This is a genomic window from Acinetobacter sp. WC-743, from assembly GCF_000335555.1.
In the GTDB taxonomy this organism is placed as follows: Bacteria; Pseudomonadota; Gammaproteobacteria; order Pseudomonadales; family Moraxellaceae; genus Acinetobacter; species Acinetobacter bereziniae.
The window spans coordinates 11396-36780 of record NZ_AMFQ01000046.1 but is presented as its reverse complement, the minus strand read 5'-3'; the positions used below and the strand labels follow the sequence as shown (position 1 = coordinate 36780).

Below are 25385 nucleotides of genomic sequence, written 5' to 3'. Positions count from 1 at the left end.
TTCACATAAATTTCATTTCGGGTTGATTAAACTTCTTTATATAAAATCCAATGATTAGAAAATTAGGATACCTCTATGTTGAATCGTGTTAGGCAGTGGATAGACAGTTGGTCCCGTCCGATTCAGGTACAGACCAGTTCTCCAGAAAGCAAGAAAATTCAATGGGTACGCATTATTCCTTTTATTATTCTGCATGTTGCCTGTCTCGGTATATTTTATGTCGGGGTATCTTGGTTTGCTGTCACTTTCATGTTGCTATTTTATCTGATAAGAATGTTTTCAATTACTGCATTTTTCCATCGATATTTGTCACATAAAACGTTCCAAACCTCACGAATAGTTCAATTTGTTTTTGTGTTGATTGGAACGATGAGTGCTCAACGTGGACCTTTGTGGTGGGCTGCGCATCATCGTTATCATCATCGGTTTACGGATACAGAACATGATCCACATTCATCGACCTATGGTTTTTGGTATAGCCATTTAGGCTGGTTTTTAAATGATTATAATTTTGCCACGCGTAAAGAAGTGGTCAAAGATTGGCTGAAATATCCTGAACTGGTGTGGTTAGATCGTTTTAGCTTGATCATTGTGCTGCTAACCGCAGTGTCAATTTATGCTTTGGGTGAGTGGCTTGCCGTTGTCTATCCATCGCTTGCCACATCAGGTCTACAACTATTGGTCTGGGGCTTTGTTGTTTCAACAGTTTTATTAATTCATGCCACTTTATGTATTAATTCACTCGCACATTTATATGGCAGTCGAGATTTTGAAACAGAAGATCAAAGTCGAAACAACTTATTTTTATCGATCATTACTTTAGGTGAGGGATGGCATAACAACCATCATTATTATGCTGGGAGCGCTAGGCAAGGTTTTTATTGGTGGCAAATTGATATCACTTATTATCTTTTAAAAATGATGTCTTGGATCGGTTTAGTCTGGGGATTGAAACCAATACCAGCACGAGTCTATGAATTTAGTAAAATTGCTCAATCAGCAACTAAAGTAAATATCTTCATTAAAACAAACACCAATAAAAGTTCAACTGGGGAATCTTCATGAAAATTGCGATTATTGGGTCAGGAATTTCTGGACTGTATGCTGCATGGAAACTTTCAAAACATCATCAGGTCACTATATTTGAGAAAAATACGTATTTTGGTGGGCATACTGATACACATGATATGATCATTGATGAGCAAAAACTCGCTATTGATAGTGGTTTTATTGTATTCAATCATTATAATTATCCATTATTTAGCCAGATGATCGCTGAGTTAGGTGTAAAAGCACAAAACAGTGATATGAGTTTTTCGGTCAATAATCTAATTACGGGTTTACAATATAACCCTTCAAAAAAAATTTCTTTACTAAGTAGGCCACAAAATTTTTTTAAATCAAAATTTAGAGCCATGCTTTCTGATCTTTTTAAATTTTATTCAGCAAATAAAACTGTCGTGGTGAATGATCTTGAGATCAATTTAAGTATTGAAGATTATCTAAATCAAAATGGATATTCCGAGGCTTTTCGCCAAGAGCATTTATATCCAATGTGTGGGGCATTATGGTCATGTCCGATTGATCAAGTAGGAAAAATTCCTTATAAATTTGTGGTGAGTTTTTTTCAACACCATCGAATGCTTCAGCTTAAAGATCGCCCTCAATGGCAAACTATCATTGGTGGTTCAGCTCGTTATGTCGAAGCCATTCAACAGCAGTCTGCAAATATTGAGTTTAAAAAACAAGCAGTAATCAGTGTATCTCGTTTGACGGATCAAGTGATTGTTCAAACAGAGTATGAGACACAAAAATTTGATTGGGTGGTTTTTGCAAGTCATGCAGATGACAGTCTAAAGTTATTAAATGATCCATCTGAATTAGAGCAGGAGGTGTTGTCCAAATTTTCCTATCAAGACAATAAAATGGTGGTGCATCATGATCTGACAATTATGCCCAAGTCGAAATCTCAATGGGCGAGTTGGCATGTACATATTACTGAAGATCAATCAAATTTTGATACGCAAAATATCAAGCCAAGAGTTCATTACACATTTAGCTACTGGATGAACAAATTACAAAACTTGTCCTGCCAAACACAAATTTTCGCTACATTGAATCCAAATTTTGACATTAAACCAGAGCTGATTTTAGTTGAGCGCGAGTATCGTCATCCTGTATTTGATGTATCAGCCATAGGAGCGCAAGGACGCTGGTCTGAGATTAATGGACAAAATCGAACATCATTTTGTGGTGCCTATTGGGGATGGGGGTTTCACGAGGATGGTGTACGTAGTGCAGCTCAAGTTGTGAAGCATATAGAAAAGCTAATCTAGGAGTTCTCATGTTGCTGACTGAATTAGCTATAGCTCCCGCCTCGATCCGGCATCGACGCTATTTACCTAAGTTCCATCAATTTGAAGCAAAGTTAAATTATTTATGGTTTGACCCAGATCAAATCCACTATTTTACCGAGCAATCTTATTTATGGTCATCACAACGTTGGAATTTACTCAAACTTGATCCGAATGATTTTTTAATAGAAGAATATGGAACAATTCGGCAAAAAATTGAAAAAATATTATTAAAACAAGCCAATAGTCTACTAGGTTTAGATACACAGATTCGAGTTTTAGCCTTGCCGAGAACTTTAGGTTATCGATTTAACTCAGTGGTATTCTTTTTCATTTTTGATGCCAGTGAAAAGCCGCTATTTATTCTAAGTGAAATCACCAACACGCCATGGGAAGAACGTAAAGTATATGTACACGACTGTCGTGACAAAGCTGTACAACATTCTCAATTTAACAGCTATAAATTCGAGTTTAAAAAATCATTTCATGTTTCTCCTTTTATGCCAATGGACATCAATTACAAATGGAGTTTTAATTTCTCTGCGCAACAAAATGTGATTCATATGCAGCTTTTTCAACAAGATGTACTGCAATTTGATGCAACTATGCGATTTTCACTAACCCCCATCACAGTTTCTTCACAACAGCATCGATATGCTATTCATAGTGTCTTTGAACCTTTCAAAATGATGGCGGGAATTTATCTAAATGCTTTTCGTTTATGGAAGAAAAAGGTCCCATTTTATCGGCATCCCAATAAACAAAAAGGAAAAACAAAGCGATGAAAGCACTTATTTCCAGTGAACAAGATTCTCTACCTTTGATTTTACAAAGTTTGTTAAAACTCCGTCATGGTCAAATTATATTTAGCGGGGTGTGGAATGGTTTTGTCGGTGACAGTATTGAGTTAGTAGCAGTAGTTCAGGTTCATGATAAAAAATTGGTGGACTTGATCTTCAAGTATGGTGTGCTAGGCGCAGCTGAAGGCTATATTCGTGGTTATTGGAGTACCAATCATTTGGTTGAATTGATTCAAATTTTGGCACGTAACCGTGATCTTTTGGATCAATTAAATCAAAATATTATTGCTCAAGCGAGCCAATTTTTTTTAAAAGCTTGGTATAAAAAGCGTAAAAACTCGATCAAGGGGAGTCGTAAAAATATCGCAGATCATTATGACCTGAGTAATGATTTCTTTAAATTATTTCTTGATCCATCAATGATGTATTCGAGTGCCGTGTTTAAAGATGCTGAAATGACTTTGGAGCAAGCCTCAGAGTATAAAAAAGATTTGATCTGCCAAAAACTACAACTCAAACCCATGGATCATTTGGTCGAAATTGGAAGTGGATGGGGCGGTTTTGCACTTTATGCTGCACAAAATTATGGCTGTAAGGTAACAACGATTACGATTTCACAAGCACAATATGATGAAGCCGTGGCGCGTATTGAAGCAGCAGGCTTAGCACATCGGGTAGAGGTGCAACTAAAAGATTATCGCTTGCTTGACGGTAAATTCGACAAATTGGTTTCAATTGAAATGATTGAAGCGGTAGGTGAACAATATTTATCTACTTATTTTAAACAATGTCGTAATTTATTGAAACCAAAAGGATTGGGGTTAATTCAAGCCATTACCATTGAAGACGCACGCTATAAAAAAGCGTTAAAAACTGTTGATTATATTAAACGGTATATTTTCCCTGGTAGTTTTATTCCATGTATCAGTGTATTAACGCAAACGGCATCCGAACAAAAATTACGTTTAAAACATTTGGAAGATATTGGTCAAAGTTATGCACAAACATTGCATCTTTGGCGGAAAAATTTTTTAGCTGCTCGTGAACAAGTTCTTGAACTTGGATTTGATGAAAATTTTATTCGAATGTGGGACTTCTATTTATGTTATTGCGAAGGAGGATTCAAAGAGGGCGTAATCAGTGATGTACATATGTTGTTTGAAGCAAATATTTATTAACTTCTAAGCATTCATTGATATATCAAGGAGTAAGCAAAATGTTTTTGAAATTGTTTTTACTTGATGTTGTGATTATGCTGCTCTGTTGGCTCATCGTAAGCTATAACAATCGTGCGGGTTTAGTCGATGTAGCATGGAGTTTCTGTATTGCATTGAATGTGATGTTAGCGGCTTTTTTGCTGGATACAGCACCTCTAAGTGTGCGTATCTTTATTGGACTTTCAAGCAGCATTTGGTTTTTACGCCTGACGTGGCATTTATTTCGCCGTTACTGGCATGAAACAGAAGAAGACCGTCGTTATGCCAATATGCGCCGTGCTATGGGGCAATTCAAACATTTGGGATTCTTGGCTTTTTTTATGTTTCAAGCAGGACTCGCGCTTTTGTTTTCTTATCCCATGCTATCGTTACTCAGTTCCCCAAAAACACAGTGGAATGAATGGATCTATTGGGCACAGATTGCAGCCGCACTGGTGATGTTACTGGCTTTTATTGGTGAAAGCACTGCCGATCAGCAGCTATATCGTTTTAAACAGAATCCAAATAATCAAGGTCAAACCATGGATCAAGGATTATGGAAATATTCGCGTCATCCGAATTATTTTTTTGAATGGTTACATTGGTTTGCCTATCCTATTCTAGGATTAGCGGCTGGGCTTTATCTGCTATGGATTTATCCATTACTGATGTGGGTATTTTTATATTACATCACGGGTATTCCGTTTAGCGAACAGCAAGCATTACGTCATCGTGGTCAAAATTACCGAGATTATCAAAAACGAACCTCAATGTTTATTCCGTGGCAACCTAAAGAGTAGATCAAAATATGGATTATATTATTCAACAATCTTTAAAGCTGGTCGAAAGTGGGCTGATCCCAGATCAAGCTATACGTGCGGTGATCCGAAGTTTAAGTAAAAAGCGTTTAATTCAAGAAGGACGTTATGATCCTGAATTGGGTAGTCAGCGTTACATGGATGTTGTGAACATGCTTAAACGTAGTGAAATTGCGATTGAAACTGAAAAAGCTAACGAGCAGCATTATGAACTTCCCACTGCATTTTTTCAGTCTGTACTAGGAAAGCACTTAAAATATAGTGCGAGTCTATTCACAGATGCACAAACCAGTCTAGACGAAGCTGAAGCGTTGGCTTTAGCATGTTATTGCGAGCGAGCAAAATTAAAAGATGGTCAACACATTTTGGAAATCGGTTGTGGTTGGGGATCCTTAAGTTTATGGATGGCTGAGCATTATCCGAATGCCTCCATTACGGTGGTATCAAACTCAGCAACGCAACGTGAATATATTCAGGAACAAGCTAAATTACGGCAGTACAATCATTTAAAAGTGATCACCTGTGATGTCAATGTATTAGAACTTGAATCCAGTGCATATGATCGTGTGGTATCGGTGGAAATGTTTGAGCATGTGCGTAATTACCAAAAGTTATTTGAAAAAATAAATCTCTGGCTCAAACCTGATGGATTATTGTGGTGTCACATTTTTTGTCATCGGTTTTTACATTATCCATTTGAAATTAAAAATGAATATGATTGGATGTCGAAATACTTTTTTAGTGGTGGACTTATGCCATCTGCATCGACTTTCTTACATTTTCAAGATCACTTACAATTAGAACAGCATTGGCAATGGTCAGGTAAACAATATGAAAGAACAGCAAATGCTTGGCTTGAAAATATGGACCGACAACATCAAAGTTTAAAACCATTATTTGAACAAACCTATGGTAAAGATGCAGCAATATGGTGGCAACGTTGGCGAATCTTTTTTATGGCTTGTGCTGAACTTTTTGGTTTTGAACAGGGACAAGAATGGGTTATTGGTCATTTTTTGTTTTGCAAGAAAGTCTTATAACCTGAATTGAATGTGTTGTTTATTGGGGCACACAAGGGAGCATATTTATGCTGAGACTATTTAAGGGCAAGCGTGCCCATCCCTTGGGTGAAGTCTTTAATCGATATTACTGGTTACAAATCGGATTGATTGCTTTATCGATCGTGATTGGTATTACATGTAGTGCGTGGGTGATTAAAGGCACTTTGTTGAAAACTGCACTAGAACAGGAAATGGAACATTATTGGATGCGTGTAGAGCGTAATCCAAATGCAGATTTGCCTGATACTAAAAATTTATATGGATATCGCTGGACTAAGGCAGCGCCAAATAGTTTTCAGAACATGCATTTAACACCAGGCGTTGGCCGTCATTTTGTGGATGGCAAGGAGCGTATGACTGTTTATGGTGAGCGTAATGGACAGCATGTGCTTTTAGTTTTTGGTGAAAGTAATGTCAATAAACTGATTTGGTTGTTTGGATTGGCACCTCTCATGTTAAGTTTGTTTGTGCTTTATAGCGTACTTTGGTGGTGGAACCGTCGTGCACGTCGTTATTTTTCTCCAATCACTAGACTTGCCAATGCTTTAGAAAATATTGACTGGGATCACCAGAACAAAGGGGCATCACCATTTAAGGATATTAGTACTGATGCAAATATGGAAGCAGAATATTTAAAACAAGCGTTAGAGAAATACCATCAAGTTTTGAGTGAATTTATTCATCGTGAGCGTGAATTTAGTCGTGATGTTAGTCATGAATTACGAACACCTTTAACTGTCCTTAAAGGTAATGTTCAGCTTTGCCAAGCTCGTTATGGAGATAATAAAGTCTTTGTTCGTTTGAGCAATACCATAGAGGATATGCAGTTACTGGTTGATACTTTATTGGCAATTGCTCGTAATACGACAAACACACTTATACCAGAACACAGCTCAATATTTAAAATCTTACAAGAATTACAAACTGATCTTGAAAGTGTGGGGCAAGTGAAAGGAATACAAATTAATCTTTATCAGGGGATAGCAGAACAGACACGACAGTTGTATCCCTCTATGACAAAAATGGTTTTCGGCAATATTTTACGGAATGCCTTAAATTATTCCCAAGGATCAGAAATCGATATCATCATACAAAAAAACAAAGTTCTGATTGCTGATAACGGTATAGGTATTCATTTACTCAATGATAATAAAGTACAGGATTTATCTAGCCCTCAATTAAGGTTGCAAACTAAAGGACACGGTATTGGACTCCAACTGGTGCAAAAGCTGTGTAAACAATTAGGCTGGCGTGTAGAGTTATTTGATCGCCTCTATTATTTGAGTATTCACAATGATATAGCGTTAATACCATCGACAGGACTGGTCGTTGTGGTTTATCTTAATTAAATGAATCAGGTTCAAGAGAAATTTTTAAGCCAACACCTGACACGGTATGAATTAATTTTTGATTAAAGGGCTTATCCACCATTTTTCGTAAGTTATAAATATGGCTACGTAGTGCATCACTTTCAGGTTCTTCATCTCCCCAAAGTTCTATGATAATTTCTTGTTTGGTCATAACTTTGGGAGAATTCCTCATCAATAATTTTAATAATTTAAATTGAATAGGTGGAAGTTCTATATTTTTTCCGGCACGGTGAATTGTCTGTTGTGAACTATCTAAGATCAGATCATGAATTTGTAATTTGCTATTCGAGACCTCTCCTATAGATCTTTTGATCAATGCTCGAACACGCATAACCAACTCGTTAAAGTCGAAAGGCTTAATCAAGTAATCATCGGTTCCTGAAGAAAAACCTTTAATTTTGTCATCCAATGTGTCACGTGCTGTTAGCATAAGCACAGGGATATCTAGACCTTGTTCAGTCCTTAACCAGTGGCAAAGATCGAAACCACAACCATCAGGTAAATTGATATCCAATAAAAGAATATGATAAGGATGATTTTTCAATAAATTACGTGCTGTATCTAAGTTACGTGCATGATCAATGACAAAATCATGTGCTTCTAAAAATTCACAGAGTGTAGAGGCTAATTCGTAATGGTCTTCCACCATAAGGATAAAATATTTTGTCATTACAATAACTTTATGTTGTTAATTTAAGAGTTGTTGCTTCAATTTAGCATTAAATGGCGCCGAACCTAACCAAATTTTAAAATATTGATTGGCTTGATCATTTTGGATATGACCTAATATTTTTCCATTCAGTGAAAGCGTTAATATGTGGGATGAATGGACGTAACTTAAGGTATATAAATCCCCATTTTTAACTGGTTTATAAAGCTGTGTAATTTGGTTTAAAGCCGATGTTTCTTTAAAATCAGGAATATTTTTCTTTAAAAAATGAGTGGCTGCACGTTTGAAAGCCCATTCAGGAATATTCTGGTTGTATAAAAAATTCATTTGAATACTTTGATTTTCCCAAGTCTGTTTACAAGATTCTGCAAAGTAGCTTGCCTGACCAATCTGTTTTGTACCAACTAAAATCGCACCATTTCCACACTGTTTAAATGTTGCTGCTTGAACATTTGAAATACTGATGGATAAACTTGCTACAGATATAATCATTACGGTGATTTTTTGAATGTTAATACCCATGAATATAAGCCTCCGAAATAAGGTAACTGGCGAAACAAACCATTTGCTGGATCCCAAAAGTCTTGTTGGAAAATAATTTGTTGATCTTTGTTGACTTTGATTTCGCTGATGCCATAAGACGCCATCGTTTTATTCACACCAAAAATTTTGAAATCATAAGCCATAAACCAATGAATATATGCAGAATCTCGGTGATAGGTCGTGTTTAATAATTTGACTGTAACATTGCTAACTCGTTTATTCATGCCTTTAAAATGTTCAATCAAATTTTGTCGCGATGAAAATTGAGAAAGAGTGTCATTGATATAGAGTTGATCTGCGTATAACGAACTTGCCTTATCGATGAATTCAGCTGTACCTAAGGTATTGAAGGTGGATGTAAAGCGGGTGCCAATATCTAATGCTTGAGTATCGGTCAATGGAATACCAACTACATTATTTCTAGCTTTACCATAATCTGCGGAGTAACTAGGAATACTTTTGCATCCAGATACACAAAGAAGTGTGAAGATGGAGGCAAATATTTTTTTTGAGTTTTTCACGTTCATTATCCATTTGGAGTCTTATCTAATACTGTAGATAAGTAGTTGTGAACGGGATGTGAAGTCAGATAGGAAAATTATCGGTAATACTCCCATTTTTAATTGATTTTATAAGTAGAAAGGCAAAGTCCTTATGATTGTTTAAATTTAGGTGGTTTACCATCAACTGACATATGTGGTCATTCATGATTATAAAAGTGTTGCCATATTGTTGTATAGTCTTCGACTTCTTCAAGCTCTCGAAATAAATATTGATTCAAACATTCATATCTCACCGTCCTGTTGAAGCGTTCGACATAAGCATTCTGTTATGGATGACCAGATTGGATAAATACATGCTCAATTCCATGTTGAGTGCACCATGCTTGCATTAAATCACTCACATACTCGGGTCCATTATCACTACGGATACGCTTTGGCTTACCTCGCCATGCAATTAATTAATCTAATCCCCTCAGTACTCGTTGAGCTGGCAAAGAAAAATCAATCAATATATCCAATGCTTCACGGTTATAATCATCAATAACATTGTGAATTCGGTAGCTGCGACCATCACTCAGTTGGTCATGCATAAAGTCCATTGCAACGATTCATTTGGTGCTGATGGAACCATAAACTTGTTTATCGAATTTATATGGAGCTCGAGCTTAACCTACGAATTAAACCAAACAAACGCATTCATAGGAAAAATATTAAGCGAAATAGCGATTGAATAAAGATTTAGAAAGATTTTTTTATTCGAACATTTTATATAATAATGTACGAGATTTTTAAATTTTTTAAGATAAATTTTCTTCAAATCATAGGTATTTTTTATTTGTTAAAGGTTTTTAATATTGATGTGATCTTAAAAGATATTCTGAGATTTTATAAGTAAAGTGTCTAAGATGTTAAACGTGGTTTTTTTGCTGTTTTGTAATTTAAATATGATGGTGTGGAAGTGGTTGCTATTGTTGGTCTTGATTTTTTATTAAATATTTTAAATTAATTTAATTTATAAATTTTTAAAATATTAGCAATTAAAATTATTCATTTCTACACATGCATTCTCCATACATATTGTATAAAAAAAAAGCAGGTTTGCCTTTTAAGAAAGCTTCATTTTTATTGATAAAGTACGTCTTTATTTCTTTTTTATCTAATATTATCAATTGATTATCATTTATATCTAGTATTGTTCCATTAACTTCTTTAGAAATAGTTTCAGATTCATTTCTTTTTTTACTCACTAAAAAAAAACCTCATCACCAATTTTTAATTTGATCTTTGAAGATGGTTTTAATAATCCACATTTTTTACAAAGCCACTCCTTATTATTAAATGAAATATTTACTTGGTACATTAAATTTCTCCTTTTATATTATCGTTTCATGTAATTTTGATTAAGAGAAGTGAATTTTTTTCTATTTTTTAAATTCCATTATGGAATAATATTCTTAATTTTTATTATAAGACCGTGTTTTTAATGTGATTAATTAAATATTTTATTTTGTATTTAATTTTCTTTATTAAATAAAAATTGAAATATGAAAAAACCTCATTAATTGGAATGAATATTAATCCATTTATTATTTTTTTTATAATTTATAGAATGAAAAAACATTGTGTGACAATGGTCTCAAAATTTAATTTTCATAGGATATTAATCATGAAAAAAATTAGTCTTATTGCTTTTGCTTTAGTTGCCTCATCTACTTCATTTGCTGCGACTGTACCTGGTGGTGAAATTCATTTTACTGGTGATTTGGTAAATGCTGCATGTGCGGTAAGTGCAGGGTCTGATGGGCAGACTGTTCCTTTGGGTCAACACCGTGTGGCAAGTTTTAAGAAAGCGGGTGATACAACAAGTCCTGTCCCATTTAAAATTGAATTGGTTGATTGTGAAGCAGCTTTAGTTACTAAAGGTGTTTCTATTGCATTTAAAGGTCCTACAGTTGCGACAAATCCAAAATTGTTGTCTGTAGGTGCTGGTACTAGTAATGATGTTGCTGCTAAGGGGGTTGGTATTCAAATTGCGGATAGTTCTTCTACACCATTAGCACTTGATGGTACTGGTTTTACTAAAGAGACACTAATCAATGACGGTACAAATACTTTCCAGTTCACGGCACGCTACGTATCAACGGTTGATGCTGGTGTTGGGCTTACAGCTGGTAAAGCAAATGCAGATGCAACTTTTATTGTGAACTATAACTAAGCATACACTCAAATTACGATTTGAATGTATTCGTTTAAATGGGTTTTTTCACATGAAAAGATATTTAGTTGTATTGATCGGGATGTGTTTGTCTTTAAATGCTTTCGCAAATAGCTATGTATTTGGTGGAAGGACTCATTTTAATGGTGTTTTGGTTGGGTCTGGTTGTCTGTTTGTACAGGAAGGTGATTTAAAACAGAGTGATCGGAATGGTGGTGGACCTATTTTAAAGTTAAATGTGAGAAATTGTCCTTCATCGGTCTATTACAACCTTGTCATAGTAATGAAATATGTAAGTAAAAGTGCACATGTTTCTGTTTCTCAGGTGATGAGTGGTGAGCAGATTGGTTTAATGTATCGTAATGAATTAAATCATTCGGTTGGATTGATTGGGTACCCAGATAAAAACTCAATAATAAAGGATGATGCAGGTGATAAGGGTGTGGAATTGCCATTATCTAATGCAAAGAGTCAGATGTCTCAAGATGAGACTAATGTTTTGATTTCTGTCATTTATCCATAGGTTGTTTTGGAGTTTTTTATATGAATTTAAATGTATTTAAAGGCGGTATGCTGGTTGTGGCTTTATCGTGCATAACTTCGTATGCATGTGCAGAAGCTAATAAAAAAAGTGGTGGGATTTCTTTGGGTTCTACACGAGTGATTTATCCATTAAGCGCTAAGCAGGTTTCTTTATCTGTGATTAATCATAGTGATAAAGAACGTTATTTGATTAATTCTTGGGTGGAAACAAAAACAGAAGAAAAAACCAATGATTTTATTTTAACGCCACCTTTATTTGTAGCTGAACCCTTAGCAGAGAATACGTTAAGAATTGTGAATTTGGCAAAAAACCTACCGCAGGATCGTGAGTCTGTTTTTTGGTTAAACGTTAAGTCGATTCCAGCTGTAGATAAAGAGCTTCTTGCGGAAAAGAATATTTTGCAACTTGCGGTATTGTCTCGCATCAAGTTATTTGTTCGTCCTGAAAAATTAAAGATCGCTCCAGAAGAGGCTTTAACAAAGGTTAAATTTATAAAAACTGCAGAGGGTGTGGAAGTTGATAATCAGTCGCCTTATCACATTTCTTTTGTCAACTTGGAATTAAATACAAACAAATTAAACAGTGTAATGGCGGCACCGTTTCAGAAAACCAGAATTTCAAAAATAGTGGGTACTAAATTGACCTATCAAACCGTGAATGACTACGGTGGTGTGACAGAAAAAGTAGAAGTTAATTTGAATTAATATGAGTTGTATAGGTGCTTTGTAATGATGCCAGTTAAATCAATGCGTACAAAAAAGAAAGCATTATCGATGTGTTTTGCATCGATAATGCTTATAAATGTTGTATGCGTGGATTACGTGTATGCAGAGAAGATTTTCAATCCTGCTTTTTTAACGGATAGTCTGTCAAATACACAAGTCGCAGATTTATCAAAATTAGAAAGCTCTCAACAGCAATTGCCGGGTGTTTATCGAGTTGAACTTTATGCCAATGAACAATATGTTTTAACACGTGATGTTCAATTTGTTGAAAAGCAACATACGCAGGATCAAACAGGTCTAGCACCCTGCCTAGATGTAAAATTATTAGAGCGTATAGGGGTGAATATTGAGGGATATCCGCAATTACTAACAGCAGAAAATCAGCAATGTTTAGATATTACTAAACTGATAGAAGGGGCGGGTAGCCGCTTCGAATTTGATAAACAAAAGCTTTATCTTAATTTGCCACAAGTCTCATTAAAAAATCAAATTCAAGGTTATGTTTCACCTGAACAATGGGATCATGGCATCAATGCGATGTTCCTAAATTACCGTATGTCTGGGTATAATAATTTAGATTCAACAGCTAAAAGTAAGGGTTTATTTGTCAATGTTGATACTGGAGCAAATTTAGGTTCATGGCAGTTACGTAATTCTGGTAATTTTAATTATAACTCGAGAAATAATGCCAGTAAACATGAATGGATTAATCTAAATACCTATTTGCAGAAATCATTAATTCCTATCAAGAGTCAACTTAGAATTGGTGATGGAATAAGCGAAGGAACTATTTTTGATAGCTTTGGTTATCGAGGTGTTGAATTATCGACGGCCAATGCGATGTATCCAGACAGTCAACAAGGTTATGCACCGAGTGTACGTGGAATAGCAAAAAGCAATGCTAAAGTGATAATCCGACAAAATAATAATATCATTTATCAGATCAATGTCGCATCAGGTCCTTTTCTCATTCAAGACTTAAACCCTGCTTATGGTAGTGGTGATTTACATGTCTCGGTTGAAGAAAGTGATGGCAGTATTCAGTCTTATCTTGTGCCTTATTCGAGCTTGCCTGTTTTACAGAGGGAGGGGAGGACGCATTATAGTATTTTGGCTGGTGATTATCGGGATGGTTTACCAAGTAGTAAAGACAGTAAGACGGTTGTACAAGCGGCAGCAGTACATGGGTTGAAACGAGGTCTCTCAGTTTATGCTGGATCGCAACTCTCTAAGAATTACCAAAGTGCTTTGCTCGGTTTTGGAAGCAATATGGGGAAATATGGCGCTTTTTCATTTGATTTAACTCATGCAAACAGTACGTTGATTGACGATTCAAAGCATAGTGGAGAGTCAATACGCTTTTTATATTCTAAATCTTTACTACGATCTGGTACGAGTTTTCAACTCTTGGGGTACCGCTATTCAACCCGTGGTTTCTATACGCTCAATGATGTCTTCTATGGGCAAATGAGTGATCGCTATGGAGAGGGGGAAACCCAGGATGGTAACTCTGCAAATGTTGGTATTGCAAATAATGGGTATGATCTCAATCATCCTAAAAAAGGTCGTTTACAAGCCAATATTTCTCATTCATTGGGTCGTTATGGTTCTCTTTATTTTGCTGCAAATCAGCAAAGTTATTGGGGGAAATCACAAAAAGATGAATGGTTTCAAGCGGGTTACAATGGTGCATGGAATGGTGTCAGTTATTCGCTAAGTATGAGTCGTAATATATTTTCACAAGCGGATAAAGCTAATATGGTTTACACGGCTAATATCGCTTTTCCATTAGATCGTTTACGTTCTAAAGCAAATTTCCGTAATGACGTATTGGGTAATACCTATGCAACAATGTCAACAACTCAAAACTCGGAAGGAAATAATTCTTATCAGGCTGGCATCAACGGTACTTTATTAAAGGGTCGAAATTTGAGTTATAGCATTCGGCAAGGCTATGTTACCGATCAAAGCTCTGCTGGGGTGGTGAGTGTCAATTATAACGGCGCTTACTCTAATGTCGGAGCGGCTTATAGTTATGATGGTAATAATAATAGCTTTAGTTATAGTGCTGTGGGTGGCATGTTGTTACATAAAGATGGTTTAACCTTTGGTCAACTTCTTGGTGATACCAGTATTTTAGTTAAGGCTCCTGGCGCTAAAGGGGTAAGAGTTGAGAATTATAATGGTGTCAAAACAGATTGGCGTGGCTATGCGATATTACCTTATGCATCTGAATACCGTTTAAATCGTGTAGCACTAGATTCGAATAGTTTTGATTCAAATTTTGACATCAGTAGTAATGTAAATAATGTCATACCAATACGTGGTGCAATTAGCCGTGCAACTTTTGAAACCAGTATTGGCATTCGTGCGCTAATTAATATTACGTACAAAGGACAGCCAATTCCTTATGCCAGTATTGTGACTGAAGCTAATCGGAAATCATCAGGTATGGCTACTGAACAGGGAAGAGTATACATGACAGGGTTACCACTTAAAGGAAAACTTGAGGTGACCTGGGGAGATGCAACAGAACAAAATTGTGTCGCAAATTATGATATGGGTATAGCTGATTCAAGCTTTGCAGTACAACAGTTTGATGTTGAATGTAGATAACAGGAGAATATTGATGAAAAACCAATTATTTGCTTCGGCATTACTATTGTTTACTACTGTTGATATTTATGCAGGTTGGTGGAGAACAGAACAGAAAGGGACTATATATGCGGACTTCGGTACCTATACTTTTACTGATCCGAGTCAAAATCAGGCTGGAAGTACATTTGGAAAAACATTGAATGTAAATATTAATGGAGATAGTTATTACACGAATTGTAATAACGGAACAAACTTAAATGGGTCAGAAATTGAGATTTATATGACATCAGACTATGTCAATGGTCTTCCAATAAATATTGGTGGAAAGCAATACACTCAAGTGAATGACTATTTACAGGCTTCAGTGTCTTATTCATATAGTAATCAGGTGCTCCCTGTACCATCTGTGAATCGATATTTTGGTTATACTGCAGAGAGATGCTATGTAAGAAGTTCTCATGTTGGTAATACAAATTTTAGCCTAACCATGCGAATTTCTAAGCCTTTTATGGGGTTTAGTAATGTTGATGTTCCTGTGGCAAATTTTTATACAGGGGATAATGCCTCACCTGCTGGCTCAGGAAAAGCCAATGGTGCAAAGCAAATATTGCATTTAAGAGGAAAAGTCATGGTTCCGCAAAGCTGTGAGATTAATGGTGATCAGGAGTCTATCCATGATTTTGGAGATATTGGGAGTTATGCTTTTAAGCGTGCAGGTGTAGGTAATCAAATTCAAGGAATTAGCAAAGCAAATATCAGTTTATTAATCAAATGCAATAGTTTTGTAGCAGTCAATGCACCAATGACGCTCCGTGTCCAAGCCGATAATGTAGGAGGTCCTGCCAATGATATGATAGTGTCCAACAATCCTGATGTCGGTTTTAAAATATCTGATCAAAATGATAGATTGCTGATTCCCAATAATACCAATAGTAAAATTCAATTTAATAATACCAATCCCGCCAATATTGTGCTGAAAGCCTGGCCAGTAAGCGTAACAGGTGCCGAGCCTAAGCCTGGTGCTTTCCAAGCTCGAGGCTATTTCCGAATTGACTTTGACTAAGTAAGGAGGTAGACAATGAGTTTTATTAAAAATAAATATTATCTTATAGTTTATATGTTTATGATAAATTTTAGTTTATATAATTATGCTCATGCTGCATTAGGCACCTACAACTTTACTTTAAAAGGTAACGTCACACTTGTAACTTGTGGTGTAGATTCGGGAACGGCGGATAAATCAATAGATATGGGGAAAATGTCAATACGAAACTTGAAAAAGCCTGGTGATAAAAGTCCACGTATGCCAATCCCATTTAATTTAATTCAATGTCCACCCAATGCACAGGTCACATTTAGTTTTGTTGGTGAACAGAACTCAATCGATAAACAACTATTGGCTTTAAGTAATGCGAATGCAACAACAACTGCAAAACATGTCGCAATTGAAATCACTGATGCGAAACATAATCGAGTGCCGATTAGCTTGTCTGGAGGTACTTTGAATAAAAGTCCAATATTTTTAGCTGACAACAATGGAAATCTTTCAGTGGTATTTTATGCCAATTATATTGCGACTGATGGTGCTGCAACAGCTGGTATTGCCAATGCTAATGTTGAATTCAGAATCGATTATCAATAGTGGTCTATTAACAATTTTTTGAATACATAAAAATGGATGATGGGAACAATAAATAAGGCTTTTATCTAATATTTCGTTTATGTAGTTTAAATTTAAGTTTAATTGATTGGGATAAGGCATGGATGCTGATATAACTGTAAGAGCATATAATTTTCTTTTTAAACCAAATGATATGGTTGTAATTTGTGCTATAAATCATGAGTTACGGAGTAAGCAGAAAATTATAGATAGAAAATTAAATATACGTTCAGAAGAAAATAATGACAAAATGAAATATGTCTAAGCCATTACAGATTCTTAAATATTAGATAATATATAAGTCAATGTTATATTTGGGGTGTTAACAGGTTTTTTAAATTGATTAATTTAAAGTGAAATTATCATCTATGTCTTTGGGTATAAATTAATAAAAATATAAAATCATAGATATCTTTATATAAAAAATATTTTTTTTGATTTGTATGCTAATACTTATTTAAAATAGATCTATTTCGGTATTCAAAATTTAAAAAAACGAACTTTGATTTATAGTGCATAGTGCAATGCCCAAATGGTAAAAAACTACTTTCGAAAGAGGTTTTATAATTTACTGTCATTAAATTTTAAGCTTTTCTTTTAAGGTTTTGATTGTTTTTTGATCATTTTGTGATTTTGTTTGGTTTGTTATAATAATATAATTTTCTAAAATAGAATATCGAACCTCTATGGGTAGTAAGTGGTTGATATTATTGATTTGTTCAAATATTGCTTCATTAGGAATAGTTAAACTGCTATGGAGTTTCCTTTGAATTAGATTTTTTTGATACATAGGGAATTTTAGAAAAATATAAAGAATAGAAGAGTATAGTTTTAAATCACATAGATTTTTATTATCTAATGCTGCAAAGTGGAATAAATTGGATAATGTTGCAGCTACAACCTCTGGATATAAATCATAAGTTTTTATATTTAGTGGGTGGGTTTTTATTTGATTGAAATCTATATTATTTAAATTATTTAATTGTTGATATCTTTGTAGTGTAGGATGTATTTCTTTTAAAAAATGAAGTAATTTTCTGTTTGATGTGATTGTTTTTATGATGTAAAAGTTGTTAATTATGAGTGTGTCAATAACTAATCCTTTTATAATTTTAAAAGATTCAATTTCACTCCACTCTAAAAAAAATTTTTTAAAGTGATCGGAGTAAAATATTCCTTCATTGTTAAGTGTTATATTTTTTTCATTAAAAGGAATAATATTTAGATTTAGAACTAGTGAAAATTTTTCATTGCAATTATATGTTGAAAAAAAATTATTGAGATAATATTTTTTATTGGTGTATTGGTTTAATTTTTTACTTTTCATAGGGGTCCTAGGCTGAGTTTAAATGTATTTCTGTTGATGAATTAATTTGTGTATTGAGGATTCTATCGAATGACTTATATCTATTTTATATTAAAATGGTTTTTAATTAAGCGATTTATTATATATTTTATTCATGAGGTTTTGTAATGGATTTAGTTTTGTGGTTTTAAAGCGGGTAATATTATATTTAAAATTAAAATCTCTTTAATTTTTTTTTTTGAGATTTTAATTTTAGAGGATTTATATGTTTTTTAAATTTTCTAACGAAATCTTCAACTCATTTGTCAACCAGTCTTTAAATAACATTTTTCGAGGATCCTCGCTGATACTATCATGAGATATTAAATAATAAGAAAAGTCATCATGATAAGGTGTAGTGGCTGAAACTAAAGTATTGTTTTTTAATTCATTTTCTATCATAAAACCTGAGGTTGCTGTGATCGCATTTCCTGATACTGCTGCTTCAATACACAGATACAAATATTCAAGCTCAATTTTTTTGTGACCTATCACTAATTCCTTCGTTTCGCTCCTACTTAATAAATTATTCCATAAGTTAGGTATTGAACTAGAAATTGCAATATTATTCCTACTACTATTAGGATTTTTAACGATGAACATAATGTCATCAATTAACTTATATGTATGAAGATTTTTAGAAAACTCAATATCATTCCTTTGTATGGCAATATCTATATTGTATTTTTTAAAGTCAGGAACATCTTGATGAGTAAGTATAGTGATATCAAAATCAAAACCTAAATCATCAAATATATTTAATTTTGGTATTAACCATTTCATGCAAAAAGTTGGCTCACAAGAAAGTACTAAATTTGTTTTATTTTGAATATTTCTATTTTTTAAATCTACTAGACATATATCTAACTTATTAAAGGCATCTTGACAACTGTTAAATAAATTTAAGCCTTCTTCTAGATTCCTAATTTGTTTGCTAACAGCTCCTTGAGTTACAAATAGTTTTTTTGATGCGATAGTTACACTGCCATACATGGCGGCATAATAAAAAAATTTAAAAGAGTTAAGTGAAAATCTCTCGATCATTTTGAACCTATTTTATTGGCAGAATATATATTCTAAATTAATTATTATTTATAATAATATTATATAAGAGCGTAAAGCAATGTTTTAACTAATAAAAAAACTCATGGTTAATTATGAGTATATGGAATTTTCTATTTTATTTATAGTCTTATATAATATTTTTAATAGGTTTAATATTTGTATATAGTGTTTCATTGATTATGTGTTGTAAATTGTATTTTTTAATTATTTATTAATTTGGTTCATTTAAATTTATTTATTGGCTAATTGTTTCTCATTTTTAGGAATTATTATTATACGATGATTTTTTAATTGATAATGAGAATATTTTTTATTTATAGTGGTTTTTTTAGATGGGGGTTTTCTAGAAATATAAAAATTAATAATATATTGGAAAGTATGATTAATTTTATTTGCGATACCTGTGGTCAAGAATTTTATGTATTTGCATGCCTTTATTGAAAAATATGAATCTAATCATGTATTGTTTATTATTTAACTGTTGGAGAGGGCTGCAATGTTTTAATTTTGTAGTATTTTAAATTTAATTTTTTAATGTTGTATATTGGGAATCAATTATATGATTGTTTTAATTGAAATAAATTTAATGTAAATAAAATAAAATAGTAGGATGATTTTGAAAACGAAAACTTTACAATAGTTTATAAAAATTACAGTGCTATACAGTTGAATTGCTTTTTACTAACAAATTTCAACAACATTTTTTTAAACCATTAAGAATAATTGATATGAATTATTGGAAAAGGATAGTAAATGATGAATGCTAAAGTAAATAATAATATTTTTGATGAATTGAGAAGAAGTCATGATAAGCAAAGAAAATATGCTGAACAACTCATTCAAACCTCAGGGGATACTGAAGAAAGAAGAAATTTATTTGATGCTCTGAAAAATGAACTTTTTGCCCATGCTGTTGCTGAAGATCGATATTTTTATATTCCTTTAATGATGACAGATCCTGGTTTGAATATCACCAGACATGCACTTTCTGAACATCATGAAATGGATGAATTGTTAGAGCAACTTACTGAAACAAAATTTAGTCATCCAAGTTGGTTAACAACTGCAAAAAAACTTTCAGAAATTGTTCACCATCATTTAAAAGAGGAAGAACATAGTTTTTTCCAACAAGCAGGTAAAATATTGGGTGAAAAAGAGAAAAAAGATTTGGCTAAACAATATGCAGCTGAATATCAAAAGTACTTAAACAAAGATAAAGATAGCCTTGTGTAAAAGGCTATCTTTTATTTAGTTTTTAAGGGGAAAATTTTTTGAAAGCTTTTTATCTATGCTTAATGATCAATTTACTGATGGATTAATACTATATCAGTGTTTTTAGGTTTGCAATCGTATAACAATAGAAGTAACAGAATGATTGTTCAGAGTTTTACTTTTTACTCCTGATTTGAAAAAAAACTAAGTCTCAATAGTCTAAAAAAACATTATTTTAATCATTGATGTTGTCTTGCCTGAATTGAATGTTAATTTGTTTAAAAATTGTGTAGTTAAGAGAAACAATGATTGAGATGTTAAAAATAAAATGTATAACATAGATGAACTGTTCTTCTAAATGAAACAATCAATCGAACGGATGTCAGCTTATGGCGAATAAAAATAATCAGCCTTTAGCATCGGCACAACCTCTTCACTTAAATGAGTTGGTCGGTTGTGAAGAATGTGATGCGATTTATCGTAAAGTTGACTTATTACCGAATGAGCGTGCTTATTGCACATGTTGTGGTGCAGAGTTATATCGACGCAGCCGACCTTTTTCGTCATTGCTTGCTTTAGTCATTACAGCACTGATTGTATTTGTTATTGCCAATAGCTTCCCTATCGTGATTGTGGAGTTACAAGGGAATACCTCACAAACCACGCTGATTGGAGCTGCATGGACCATGTTTCATATTGAGCGTCCTTTTGTCGGGGCACTGATTCTCATGACTACATTTATTGTTCCATTGATTGAGTTGTTATTGTTGAGTTATGTCTTAAGTTGTGTAGGTTTGTTTAAATACCGACCTCACTATCTCAGATTGGCACTGAAAACTTTATTTTTATTTAGAACATGGGGGATGGTGGAAGTCTTTTTAATTGGTGTATTGGTCACCTTAGTTAAATTGGTTGGAATGGTGACGGTAATTCCGGGTGTGGCACTTTGGGCGTTTACGATCCTAAGTATTCTTTTGGTTTATATTGCTTCGGTGAAGATCAAAGATCTTTGGGATGAAGTCGATCGGAGCTTAACATGACACAAAAGAATCATCATGATGATGAGATTAGTTCAGTGCTAGAGCATCTTTCTGATGTTGATTTACAAGTCAAAAGCGATGTGCGCGCAAAGGATGTTGGATTAATACAATGCCATTGTTGTGGCTTACTAAATTCTGTTGGCTCAAGCATAGACGAACATTCTGAACTAAAGTGTTCAAGATGCAAAAGTGCATTACACTCGCGTAAACCGCAAAGTTTAAATCGAACTTTTGCTTTAGTCATTGCCGCAGCAATTTTATATATTCCAGCCAATGTAATGCCGATGACAGTAACGGATTCTTTATTGGGACGTCAGCAAGATACCATTATCAGTGGGGTGATCTACTTTTGGCAAAATGGAGATTATCTAGTGTCTGTGGTCATATTCATGGCAAGTATTTTCATTCCAATTTTAAAATTATTAATTTTGATTTTTTTATTGGTCGCCGTGTATATGCAATCATCTTCAAGATGGCATTTTTCACCTGAACATTGTGCACTGTTATATCGAATTGTTGAATTTATTGGGCGCTGGTCGATGATTGATGTTTTTGTGGTGGCTTTATTGACAGCTCTTATTCAAATCCAATCCTTAGCGACCATCTTGGCTGGACCCGGAGCTGTGGCTTTTGGTGCAGTCGTTGTTTTAACCATGTTTGCTTCATTGAGCTTTGATCCAAGACTGATCTGGGATAATTATTTCAAAGCGCACAAGGCGAATTCTCAACAACCCCAACAGATGAACACAGTTGTTATTCATCAACTGAAAAGTTAAAACGAAACCATATCCTTATGATTAAATGCTAAAGAATGATCACTATGCCAGACAATACGCCAAACAACCAAGATTCTACACCAAGCCCAAGTGAGACCACGGAGAATGGTGTATTTCTCGCTGAACCTGAAAAGAAGAAAGCGCGTTGGCGACCTGCGCTGATTTGGCTAGTTCCATTCATCGCACTTTTGATCGCATTGTCACTTGCTGCTAAAGCCATACTGGATACAGGTCCAACGATTGAAGTGTCATTTCGTACTGCAGAAGGTTTGGTCGCAGGCAAAACCACAGTGCGTTATAAACAGGTTGATATCGGTTTAGTCCGTCAAATTGATCTTTCTGATGATCGTTCACACGTGATTGCCAAAATTGAATTACGTAAAGATGCCAGTAATTTTGCTGCTAAGGATTCACGCTTTTGGGTGGTTAGACCTCGTGTAGGGACAGGGGGCATTTCTGGAATTGATACATTATTGTCTGGCGCTTACATTGAAGTGGATGGTGGCAAGGCGGAACAAAAGCAGGAGACTTTCACTGGGCTTGAAGTTCCACCTGTTGTAGCCTCTGATATTCCCGGCAAAGTTTTTTTCTTAAAGGCGCAAGATCTCGGCTCGCTTGATATTGGCGCACCGATTTACTATCGCAAAATAAATGTCGGGCAGATTACGGCTTATAAATTGGCAAATGATGGGAAAAGTGTCGAATTACAAACTTTTATACAATCACCTTATGATAAGTTCGTAACTACAGATGCACGCTTTTGGCAAGCTAGTGGGGTAGATGTTTCTTTAAATGCTTCAGGCTTTAATTTAGATACACAATCCCTTGCCAGTATTGTTGCTGGAGGGATTGCCTTTGGTTATCCAGAAAATTCAGCGGGCAGTATCGCACCGAATCATAGTTATTTTACTTTATCAGACTCTCGTAAAGAGGCAATGAAAGAACCTGATGGTAAGCCACGTCCAATTATTATGTACTTTGATCATTCATTACGAGGTCTAACTGCAGGTGCACCTATTGATTTTATGGGTATCGAAATTGGCAATGTAAAAGCCATTAATGTTGAGTTTGATCCATCTTATACCCAGTTGCGTATGCGTGTAGATGCGACCATTTATCCATCTCGCTTGGCGCATGGTAAAGAGCTTGATCCTGATGGTGAAATTTTCAAAAACTTTATCGCAAATGGTTGGCGTGCACAGATGCGTACAGGCAACTTGCTAACTGGTCAAAATTATATTGCCTTTGATAAGTTTCCAAAAGCCAAAGCCGCAACTTTGAAAATGCGTGTAGATGGGCGAGCTGAGGTTCCAACCACTGCGACGGAATTAAGTGGTTTACAAGCTCAAGTGTCACAAATTGCGGATAAGTTGAGTAAGTTCCCACTCGATGAAATTGGACAAGATGTACGAAAAACATTCAGCAATATGAATAAGACCATTGAATCTACAGATAAACTGGTTAAACAGTTGGATGATAAAGTTGCACCAAACTTACAAGCAACATTGAATGATGTACGTAAGACAATGCAATCTAGTGAATCGATTTTATCCAGTGATGCGCCAATGCAGCAGGATGTACGTAAAGCTTTGCAACAAATGACCCGAGCTGCTGCTTCATTACAATTAATGGCTGATTATATTGAACAACACCCAGAATCATTAATCCGTGGTAAAAAAGCAGAGGCTAATAAATGAAAAAAATAGATAAAAAATTATTCGATGCTGCTTTGACTATGAGATACGCTGGCGCTTTATCTACAGCGATATTGTTATCTGCATGTTCAAGCTCGCCAGTACCGAACTACTATAGTTTAACGACTCAAGTATCTCCTTTAGCCAACTCAAAGGTTACTGTCATTGAGGTATTGCCTGTAGGATTGCCTGATCGTATCAATCGTGCTCCTATCGTGATTCAGGATATTACGGGTAAATCTCAAATTTTAGATAATGAGCGGTGGACTTCAACTTTAGGAGCGGAACTTCGCGATAATTTATCTGCAGGTTTGCAACAAAAACTGGGGGCAGTGGATCGTTATAATAGCGGGATGGTGGGTGGAAAAATTTCTTATCGGATTGCCACTGATTATTCACGTTTCGATATTGTTCATTCGACAAATCAACCGAATGAAAAAATAGAAGTGTCTGTAGCTTGGATTGTGAAGCGTAATGATCCTACGATTACTTTAGATCAAAACTCAACCCAAAATCAGCAATTGGCATGCCGTATGAGTTTTGCTCAAGACGTAACAGGCAATCATAAACAAATGCAAGATATCGTCACTACAGCCAACACTGCTTTAAACCGAGTCGTAGATGCTGTGGCACTTTCGATCGTATCGTTGGATTTAAAAAAAATAGCGCGTGTTGATGGTGTGACTTGTACTTAATCTCACTGCACAAATGCAAATAGCTGTCATTGTGCTATTCAAGTTTATGGATTGATCTATATCCGATAGGCTGCGTTCATACGGCTTTTTTAAACTTTAAATCAATATAAAATCCCCGCATCTTGCCTTCTTCATCATGGAGAAGGCACTTTGAATATTCATTATTTAACCGAATTCTTGCGTTACAAACAAAGCAGTGCTTTGTTTTAACTCATATAACTCTAATCAACATGGAGACATCCATGTCGCCTCGCAATAGCAAGACTATTTGGGAATCAAAAATACAAAAAAATGATTAAGCAAAACTTTTTAAAATTCATATAAAAAGCATAAAATTGATTGAAGATGAATTGATTGAAGATGAGTCGCTTGTCTGAAAAATTAGACGGTTTGACTATATCGACTTTGCATTGATTTAGACAGTTTAACATTGGATGCGGCAAAGAATCGGTCCACATTCATGGTCTTGAAACGATGTTGAGTATGAAAAAATACATTAAA

General features: G+C 34.6%; 24 protein-coding genes and 1 pseudogene. 18 read left to right on the top strand and 7 right to left on the bottom strand.

The window, feature by feature from the left end; genetic code table 11:
- The first annotated feature begins 75 nt into the window (after positions 1 to 75).
- From ACINWC743_RS06725 to ACINWC743_RS06695, 7 genes are read left to right on the top strand one after another with little or no spacing between them, the layout of a single operon-like run.
- The gene (locus tag ACINWC743_RS06725; protein WP_009584894.1) at positions 76 to 1065 is read left to right on the top strand and encodes an acyl-CoA desaturase; all 990 of its coding nucleotides are present in this window, start codon (positions 76 to 78) and stop codon (positions 1063 to 1065) included.
- The gene (locus ACINWC743_RS06720; protein ID WP_009584889.1) at positions 1062 to 2336 is read left to right on the top strand and encodes an NAD(P)/FAD-dependent oxidoreductase; all 1275 of its coding nucleotides are present in this window, start codon (positions 1062 to 1064) and stop codon (positions 2334 to 2336) included. Before ACINWC743_RS06725 ends, ACINWC743_RS06720 begins: the two co-directional genes overlap by 4 nt.
- 8 nt (positions 2337 to 2344) lie before the next feature.
- The gene (locus ACINWC743_RS06715) at positions 2345 to 3139 is read left to right on the top strand and encodes a DUF1365 domain-containing protein (RefSeq protein WP_009584853.1); all 795 of its coding nucleotides are present in this window, start codon (positions 2345 to 2347) and stop codon (positions 3137 to 3139) included.
- Positions 3136 to 4332, top strand: coding sequence for an SAM-dependent methyltransferase (locus ACINWC743_RS06710; protein ID WP_009584841.1), 1197 nt, complete (start codon positions 3136 to 3138; stop codon positions 4330 to 4332). Before ACINWC743_RS06715 ends, ACINWC743_RS06710 begins: the two co-directional genes overlap by 4 nt.
- 38 nt (positions 4333 to 4370) lie before the next feature.
- Positions 4371 to 5150 (top strand): DUF1295 domain-containing protein, encoded by a 780-nt coding sequence (locus ACINWC743_RS06705; RefSeq protein WP_009584906.1) that lies wholly within the window; start codon positions 4371 to 4373, stop codon positions 5148 to 5150.
- An 8-nt stretch (positions 5151 to 5158) separates the two neighbouring features.
- The gene (locus tag ACINWC743_RS06700; RefSeq protein ID WP_009584899.1) at positions 5159 to 6208 is read left to right on the top strand and encodes an SAM-dependent methyltransferase; all 1050 of its coding nucleotides are present in this window, start codon (positions 5159 to 5161) and stop codon (positions 6206 to 6208) included.
- A 47-nt stretch (positions 6209 to 6255) separates the two neighbouring features.
- A complete protein-coding gene (locus ACINWC743_RS06695; protein ID WP_009584880.1) occupies positions 6256 to 7578 on the top strand; it encodes a sensor histidine kinase in 1323 nt (440 codons plus the stop codon).
- Here the strand turns inward: ACINWC743_RS06695 and ACINWC743_RS06690 are convergent.
- From ACINWC743_RS06690 to ACINWC743_RS23515, 5 genes and pseudogenes are all read right to left on the bottom strand, one after another.
- Entirely contained in the window at positions 7571 to 8269 is a 699-nt protein-coding gene (locus tag ACINWC743_RS06690) for a response regulator transcription factor (protein WP_004831333.1), read from the bottom strand. The two genes, ACINWC743_RS06695 and ACINWC743_RS06690, sit on opposite strands and share 8 nt — an antisense overlap.
- Before the next feature lie 18 nt (positions 8270 to 8287).
- Complete coding sequence (locus tag ACINWC743_RS06685) at positions 8288 to 8791, bottom strand: chalcone isomerase family protein (protein WP_009584891.1); 504 nt, start codon at positions 8789 to 8791, stop codon at positions 8288 to 8290.
- Complete coding sequence (locus ACINWC743_RS06680) at positions 8761 to 9339, bottom strand: hypothetical protein (protein ID WP_004831331.1); 579 nt, start codon at positions 9337 to 9339, stop codon at positions 8761 to 8763. The genes ACINWC743_RS06685 and ACINWC743_RS06680 overlap by 31 nt, the downstream gene beginning before the upstream one ends.
- 173 nt (positions 9340 to 9512) lie before the next feature.
- Positions 9513 to 9943, bottom strand: a pseudogene (locus tag ACINWC743_RS06675) (DDE-type integrase/transposase/recombinase); the annotation flags it as partial.
- Positions 9944 to 10358: 415 nt separating this feature from the next.
- Entirely contained in the window at positions 10359 to 10562 is a 204-nt protein-coding gene (locus tag ACINWC743_RS23515) for a hypothetical protein (protein ID WP_052012576.1), read from the bottom strand.
- Positions 10563 to 10981: 419 nt separating this feature from the next.
- Between ACINWC743_RS23515 and fimA the strand changes: the two genes are divergently transcribed.
- Genes fimA through ACINWC743_RS06640 form a run of 6 tightly spaced genes read left to right on the top strand, consistent with a single transcriptional unit; the run spans position 10982 to position 17039 of the window.
- Complete coding sequence (gene fimA / locus ACINWC743_RS06665; RefSeq protein ID WP_009584851.1) at positions 10982 to 11530, top strand: type 1 fimbrial major subunit FimA; 549 nt, start codon at positions 10982 to 10984, stop codon at positions 11528 to 11530.
- A gap of 52 nt (positions 11531 to 11582) precedes the next feature.
- Positions 11583 to 12053, top strand: coding sequence for a hypothetical protein (locus tag ACINWC743_RS06660; protein ID WP_009584897.1), 471 nt, complete (start codon positions 11583 to 11585; stop codon positions 12051 to 12053).
- Between the two features lie 20 nt (positions 12054 to 12073).
- On the top strand, positions 12074 to 12778 hold the full coding sequence (locus tag ACINWC743_RS06655; RefSeq protein WP_009584905.1) for a fimbria/pilus periplasmic chaperone: 705 nt from the start codon (positions 12074 to 12076) through the stop codon (positions 12776 to 12778).
- A 24-nt stretch (positions 12779 to 12802) separates the two neighbouring features.
- On the top strand, positions 12803 to 15415 hold the full coding sequence (locus ACINWC743_RS06650; RefSeq protein WP_035300525.1) for a fimbria/pilus outer membrane usher protein: 2613 nt from the start codon (positions 12803 to 12805) through the stop codon (positions 15413 to 15415).
- A 13-nt stretch (positions 15416 to 15428) separates the two neighbouring features.
- Positions 15429 to 16460 carry a fimbrial protein gene (locus ACINWC743_RS06645; RefSeq protein WP_009584868.1) on the top strand — a complete coding sequence of 344 codons (1032 nt, stop codon included), beginning with the start codon at positions 15429 to 15431 and terminating at the stop codon, positions 16458 to 16460.
- Between the two features lie 15 nt (positions 16461 to 16475).
- The gene (locus ACINWC743_RS06640; protein WP_009584904.1) at positions 16476 to 17039 is read left to right on the top strand and encodes a fimbrial protein; all 564 of its coding nucleotides are present in this window, start codon (positions 16476 to 16478) and stop codon (positions 17037 to 17039) included.
- Positions 17040 to 17634: 595 nt separating this feature from the next.
- On the opposite strand, the gene ACINWC743_RS06635 is transcribed toward ACINWC743_RS06640, so the two are convergent.
- Entirely contained in the window at positions 17635 to 18384 is a 750-nt protein-coding gene (locus tag ACINWC743_RS06635) for a hypothetical protein (RefSeq protein WP_009584865.1), read from the bottom strand.
- A 240-nt stretch (positions 18385 to 18624) separates the two neighbouring features.
- Entirely contained in the window at positions 18625 to 19446 is an 822-nt protein-coding gene (locus ACINWC743_RS06630; protein ID WP_009584863.1) for a LysR family transcriptional regulator, read from the bottom strand.
- Between the two features lie 774 nt (positions 19447 to 20220).
- On the opposite strand from ACINWC743_RS06630, the gene ACINWC743_RS06625 reads away from it, so the two are divergent.
- The 5 genes from ACINWC743_RS06625 (at position 20221) to ACINWC743_RS06605 (ending at position 24884) form a co-directional block, all read left to right on the top strand.
- On the top strand, positions 20221 to 20700 hold the full coding sequence (locus ACINWC743_RS06625) for a hemerythrin domain-containing protein (protein WP_009584881.1): 480 nt from the start codon (positions 20221 to 20223) through the stop codon (positions 20698 to 20700).
- A 368-nt stretch (positions 20701 to 21068) separates the two neighbouring features.
- Positions 21069 to 21719: a paraquat-inducible protein A gene (locus ACINWC743_RS06620; RefSeq protein WP_004831328.1), complete on the top strand. Its 651-nt coding sequence runs from the start codon at positions 21069 to 21071 to the stop codon at positions 21717 to 21719.
- Positions 21716 to 22495, top strand: coding sequence for a paraquat-inducible protein A (locus tag ACINWC743_RS06615; RefSeq protein ID WP_004831327.1), 780 nt, complete (start codon positions 21716 to 21718; stop codon positions 22493 to 22495). The genes ACINWC743_RS06620 and ACINWC743_RS06615 overlap by 4 nt, the downstream gene beginning before the upstream one ends.
- Before the next feature lie 44 nt (positions 22496 to 22539).
- Positions 22540 to 24192: an intermembrane transport protein PqiB gene (locus tag ACINWC743_RS06610; protein WP_004831326.1), complete on the top strand. Its 1653-nt coding sequence runs from the start codon at positions 22540 to 22542 to the stop codon at positions 24190 to 24192.
- Positions 24189 to 24884, top strand: coding sequence for a PqiC family protein (locus tag ACINWC743_RS06605; RefSeq protein ID WP_009584835.1), 696 nt, complete (start codon positions 24189 to 24191; stop codon positions 24882 to 24884). The genes ACINWC743_RS06610 and ACINWC743_RS06605 overlap by 4 nt, the downstream gene beginning before the upstream one ends.
- The last annotated feature ends 501 nt before the right edge of the window (positions 24885 to 25385 follow it).

Excerpts from the sequence above, each read along its gene's own strand:
- ACINWC743_RS06725 (WP_009584894.1), top strand. The coding sequence starts at position 76 with ATGTTGAATCGTGTTAGGCAGTGGATAGACAGTTGGTCCCGTCCGATT.
- ACINWC743_RS06720 (WP_009584889.1), top strand. The coding sequence starts at position 1,062 with ATGAAAATTGCGATTATTGGGTCAGGAATTTCTGGACTGTATGCTGCA.
- ACINWC743_RS06715 (WP_009584853.1), top strand. The coding sequence starts at position 2,345 with ATGTTGCTGACTGAATTAGCTATAGCTCCCGCCTCGATCCGGCATCGA.
- ACINWC743_RS06710 (WP_009584841.1), top strand. The coding sequence starts at position 3,136 with ATGAAAGCACTTATTTCCAGTGAACAAGATTCTCTACCTTTGATTTTA.
- ACINWC743_RS06705 (WP_009584906.1), top strand. The coding sequence starts at position 4,371 with ATGTTTTTGAAATTGTTTTTACTTGATGTTGTGATTATGCTGCTCTGT.
- ACINWC743_RS06700 (WP_009584899.1), top strand. The coding sequence starts at position 5,159 with ATGGATTATATTATTCAACAATCTTTAAAGCTGGTCGAAAGTGGGCTG.
- ACINWC743_RS06695 (WP_009584880.1), top strand. The coding sequence starts at position 6,256 with ATGCTGAGACTATTTAAGGGCAAGCGTGCCCATCCCTTGGGTGAAGTC.
- ACINWC743_RS06690 (WP_004831333.1), bottom strand. The coding sequence starts at position 8,269 with ATGACAAAATATTTTATCCTTATGGTGGAAGACCATTACGAATTAGCC.
- ACINWC743_RS06685 (WP_009584891.1), bottom strand. The coding sequence starts at position 8,791 with ATGGGTATTAACATTCAAAAAATCACCGTAATGATTATATCTGTAGCA.
- ACINWC743_RS06680 (WP_004831331.1), bottom strand. The coding sequence starts at position 9,339 with ATGAACGTGAAAAACTCAAAAAAAATATTTGCCTCCATCTTCACACTT.
- fimA (WP_009584851.1), top strand. The coding sequence starts at position 10,982 with ATGAAAAAAATTAGTCTTATTGCTTTTGCTTTAGTTGCCTCATCTACT.
- ACINWC743_RS06660 (WP_009584897.1), top strand. The coding sequence starts at position 11,583 with ATGAAAAGATATTTAGTTGTATTGATCGGGATGTGTTTGTCTTTAAAT.
- ACINWC743_RS06655 (WP_009584905.1), top strand. The coding sequence starts at position 12,074 with ATGAATTTAAATGTATTTAAAGGCGGTATGCTGGTTGTGGCTTTATCG.
- ACINWC743_RS06650 (WP_035300525.1), top strand. The coding sequence starts at position 12,803 with ATGATGCCAGTTAAATCAATGCGTACAAAAAAGAAAGCATTATCGATG.
- ACINWC743_RS06645 (WP_009584868.1), top strand. The coding sequence starts at position 15,429 with ATGAAAAACCAATTATTTGCTTCGGCATTACTATTGTTTACTACTGTT.
- ACINWC743_RS06640 (WP_009584904.1), top strand. The coding sequence starts at position 16,476 with ATGAGTTTTATTAAAAATAAATATTATCTTATAGTTTATATGTTTATG.
- ACINWC743_RS06635 (WP_009584865.1), bottom strand. The coding sequence starts at position 18,384 with ATGAAAAGTAAAAAATTAAACCAATACACCAATAAAAAATATTATCTC.
- ACINWC743_RS06630 (WP_009584863.1), bottom strand. The coding sequence starts at position 19,446 with ATGATCGAGAGATTTTCACTTAACTCTTTTAAATTTTTTTATTATGCC.
- ACINWC743_RS06625 (WP_009584881.1), top strand. The coding sequence starts at position 20,221 with ATGATGAATGCTAAAGTAAATAATAATATTTTTGATGAATTGAGAAGA.
- ACINWC743_RS06620 (WP_004831328.1), top strand. The coding sequence starts at position 21,069 with ATGGCGAATAAAAATAATCAGCCTTTAGCATCGGCACAACCTCTTCAC.
- ACINWC743_RS06615 (WP_004831327.1), top strand. The coding sequence starts at position 21,716 with ATGACACAAAAGAATCATCATGATGATGAGATTAGTTCAGTGCTAGAG.
- ACINWC743_RS06610 (WP_004831326.1), top strand. The coding sequence starts at position 22,540 with ATGCCAGACAATACGCCAAACAACCAAGATTCTACACCAAGCCCAAGT.
- ACINWC743_RS06605 (WP_009584835.1), top strand. The coding sequence starts at position 24,189 with ATGAAAAAAATAGATAAAAAATTATTCGATGCTGCTTTGACTATGAGA.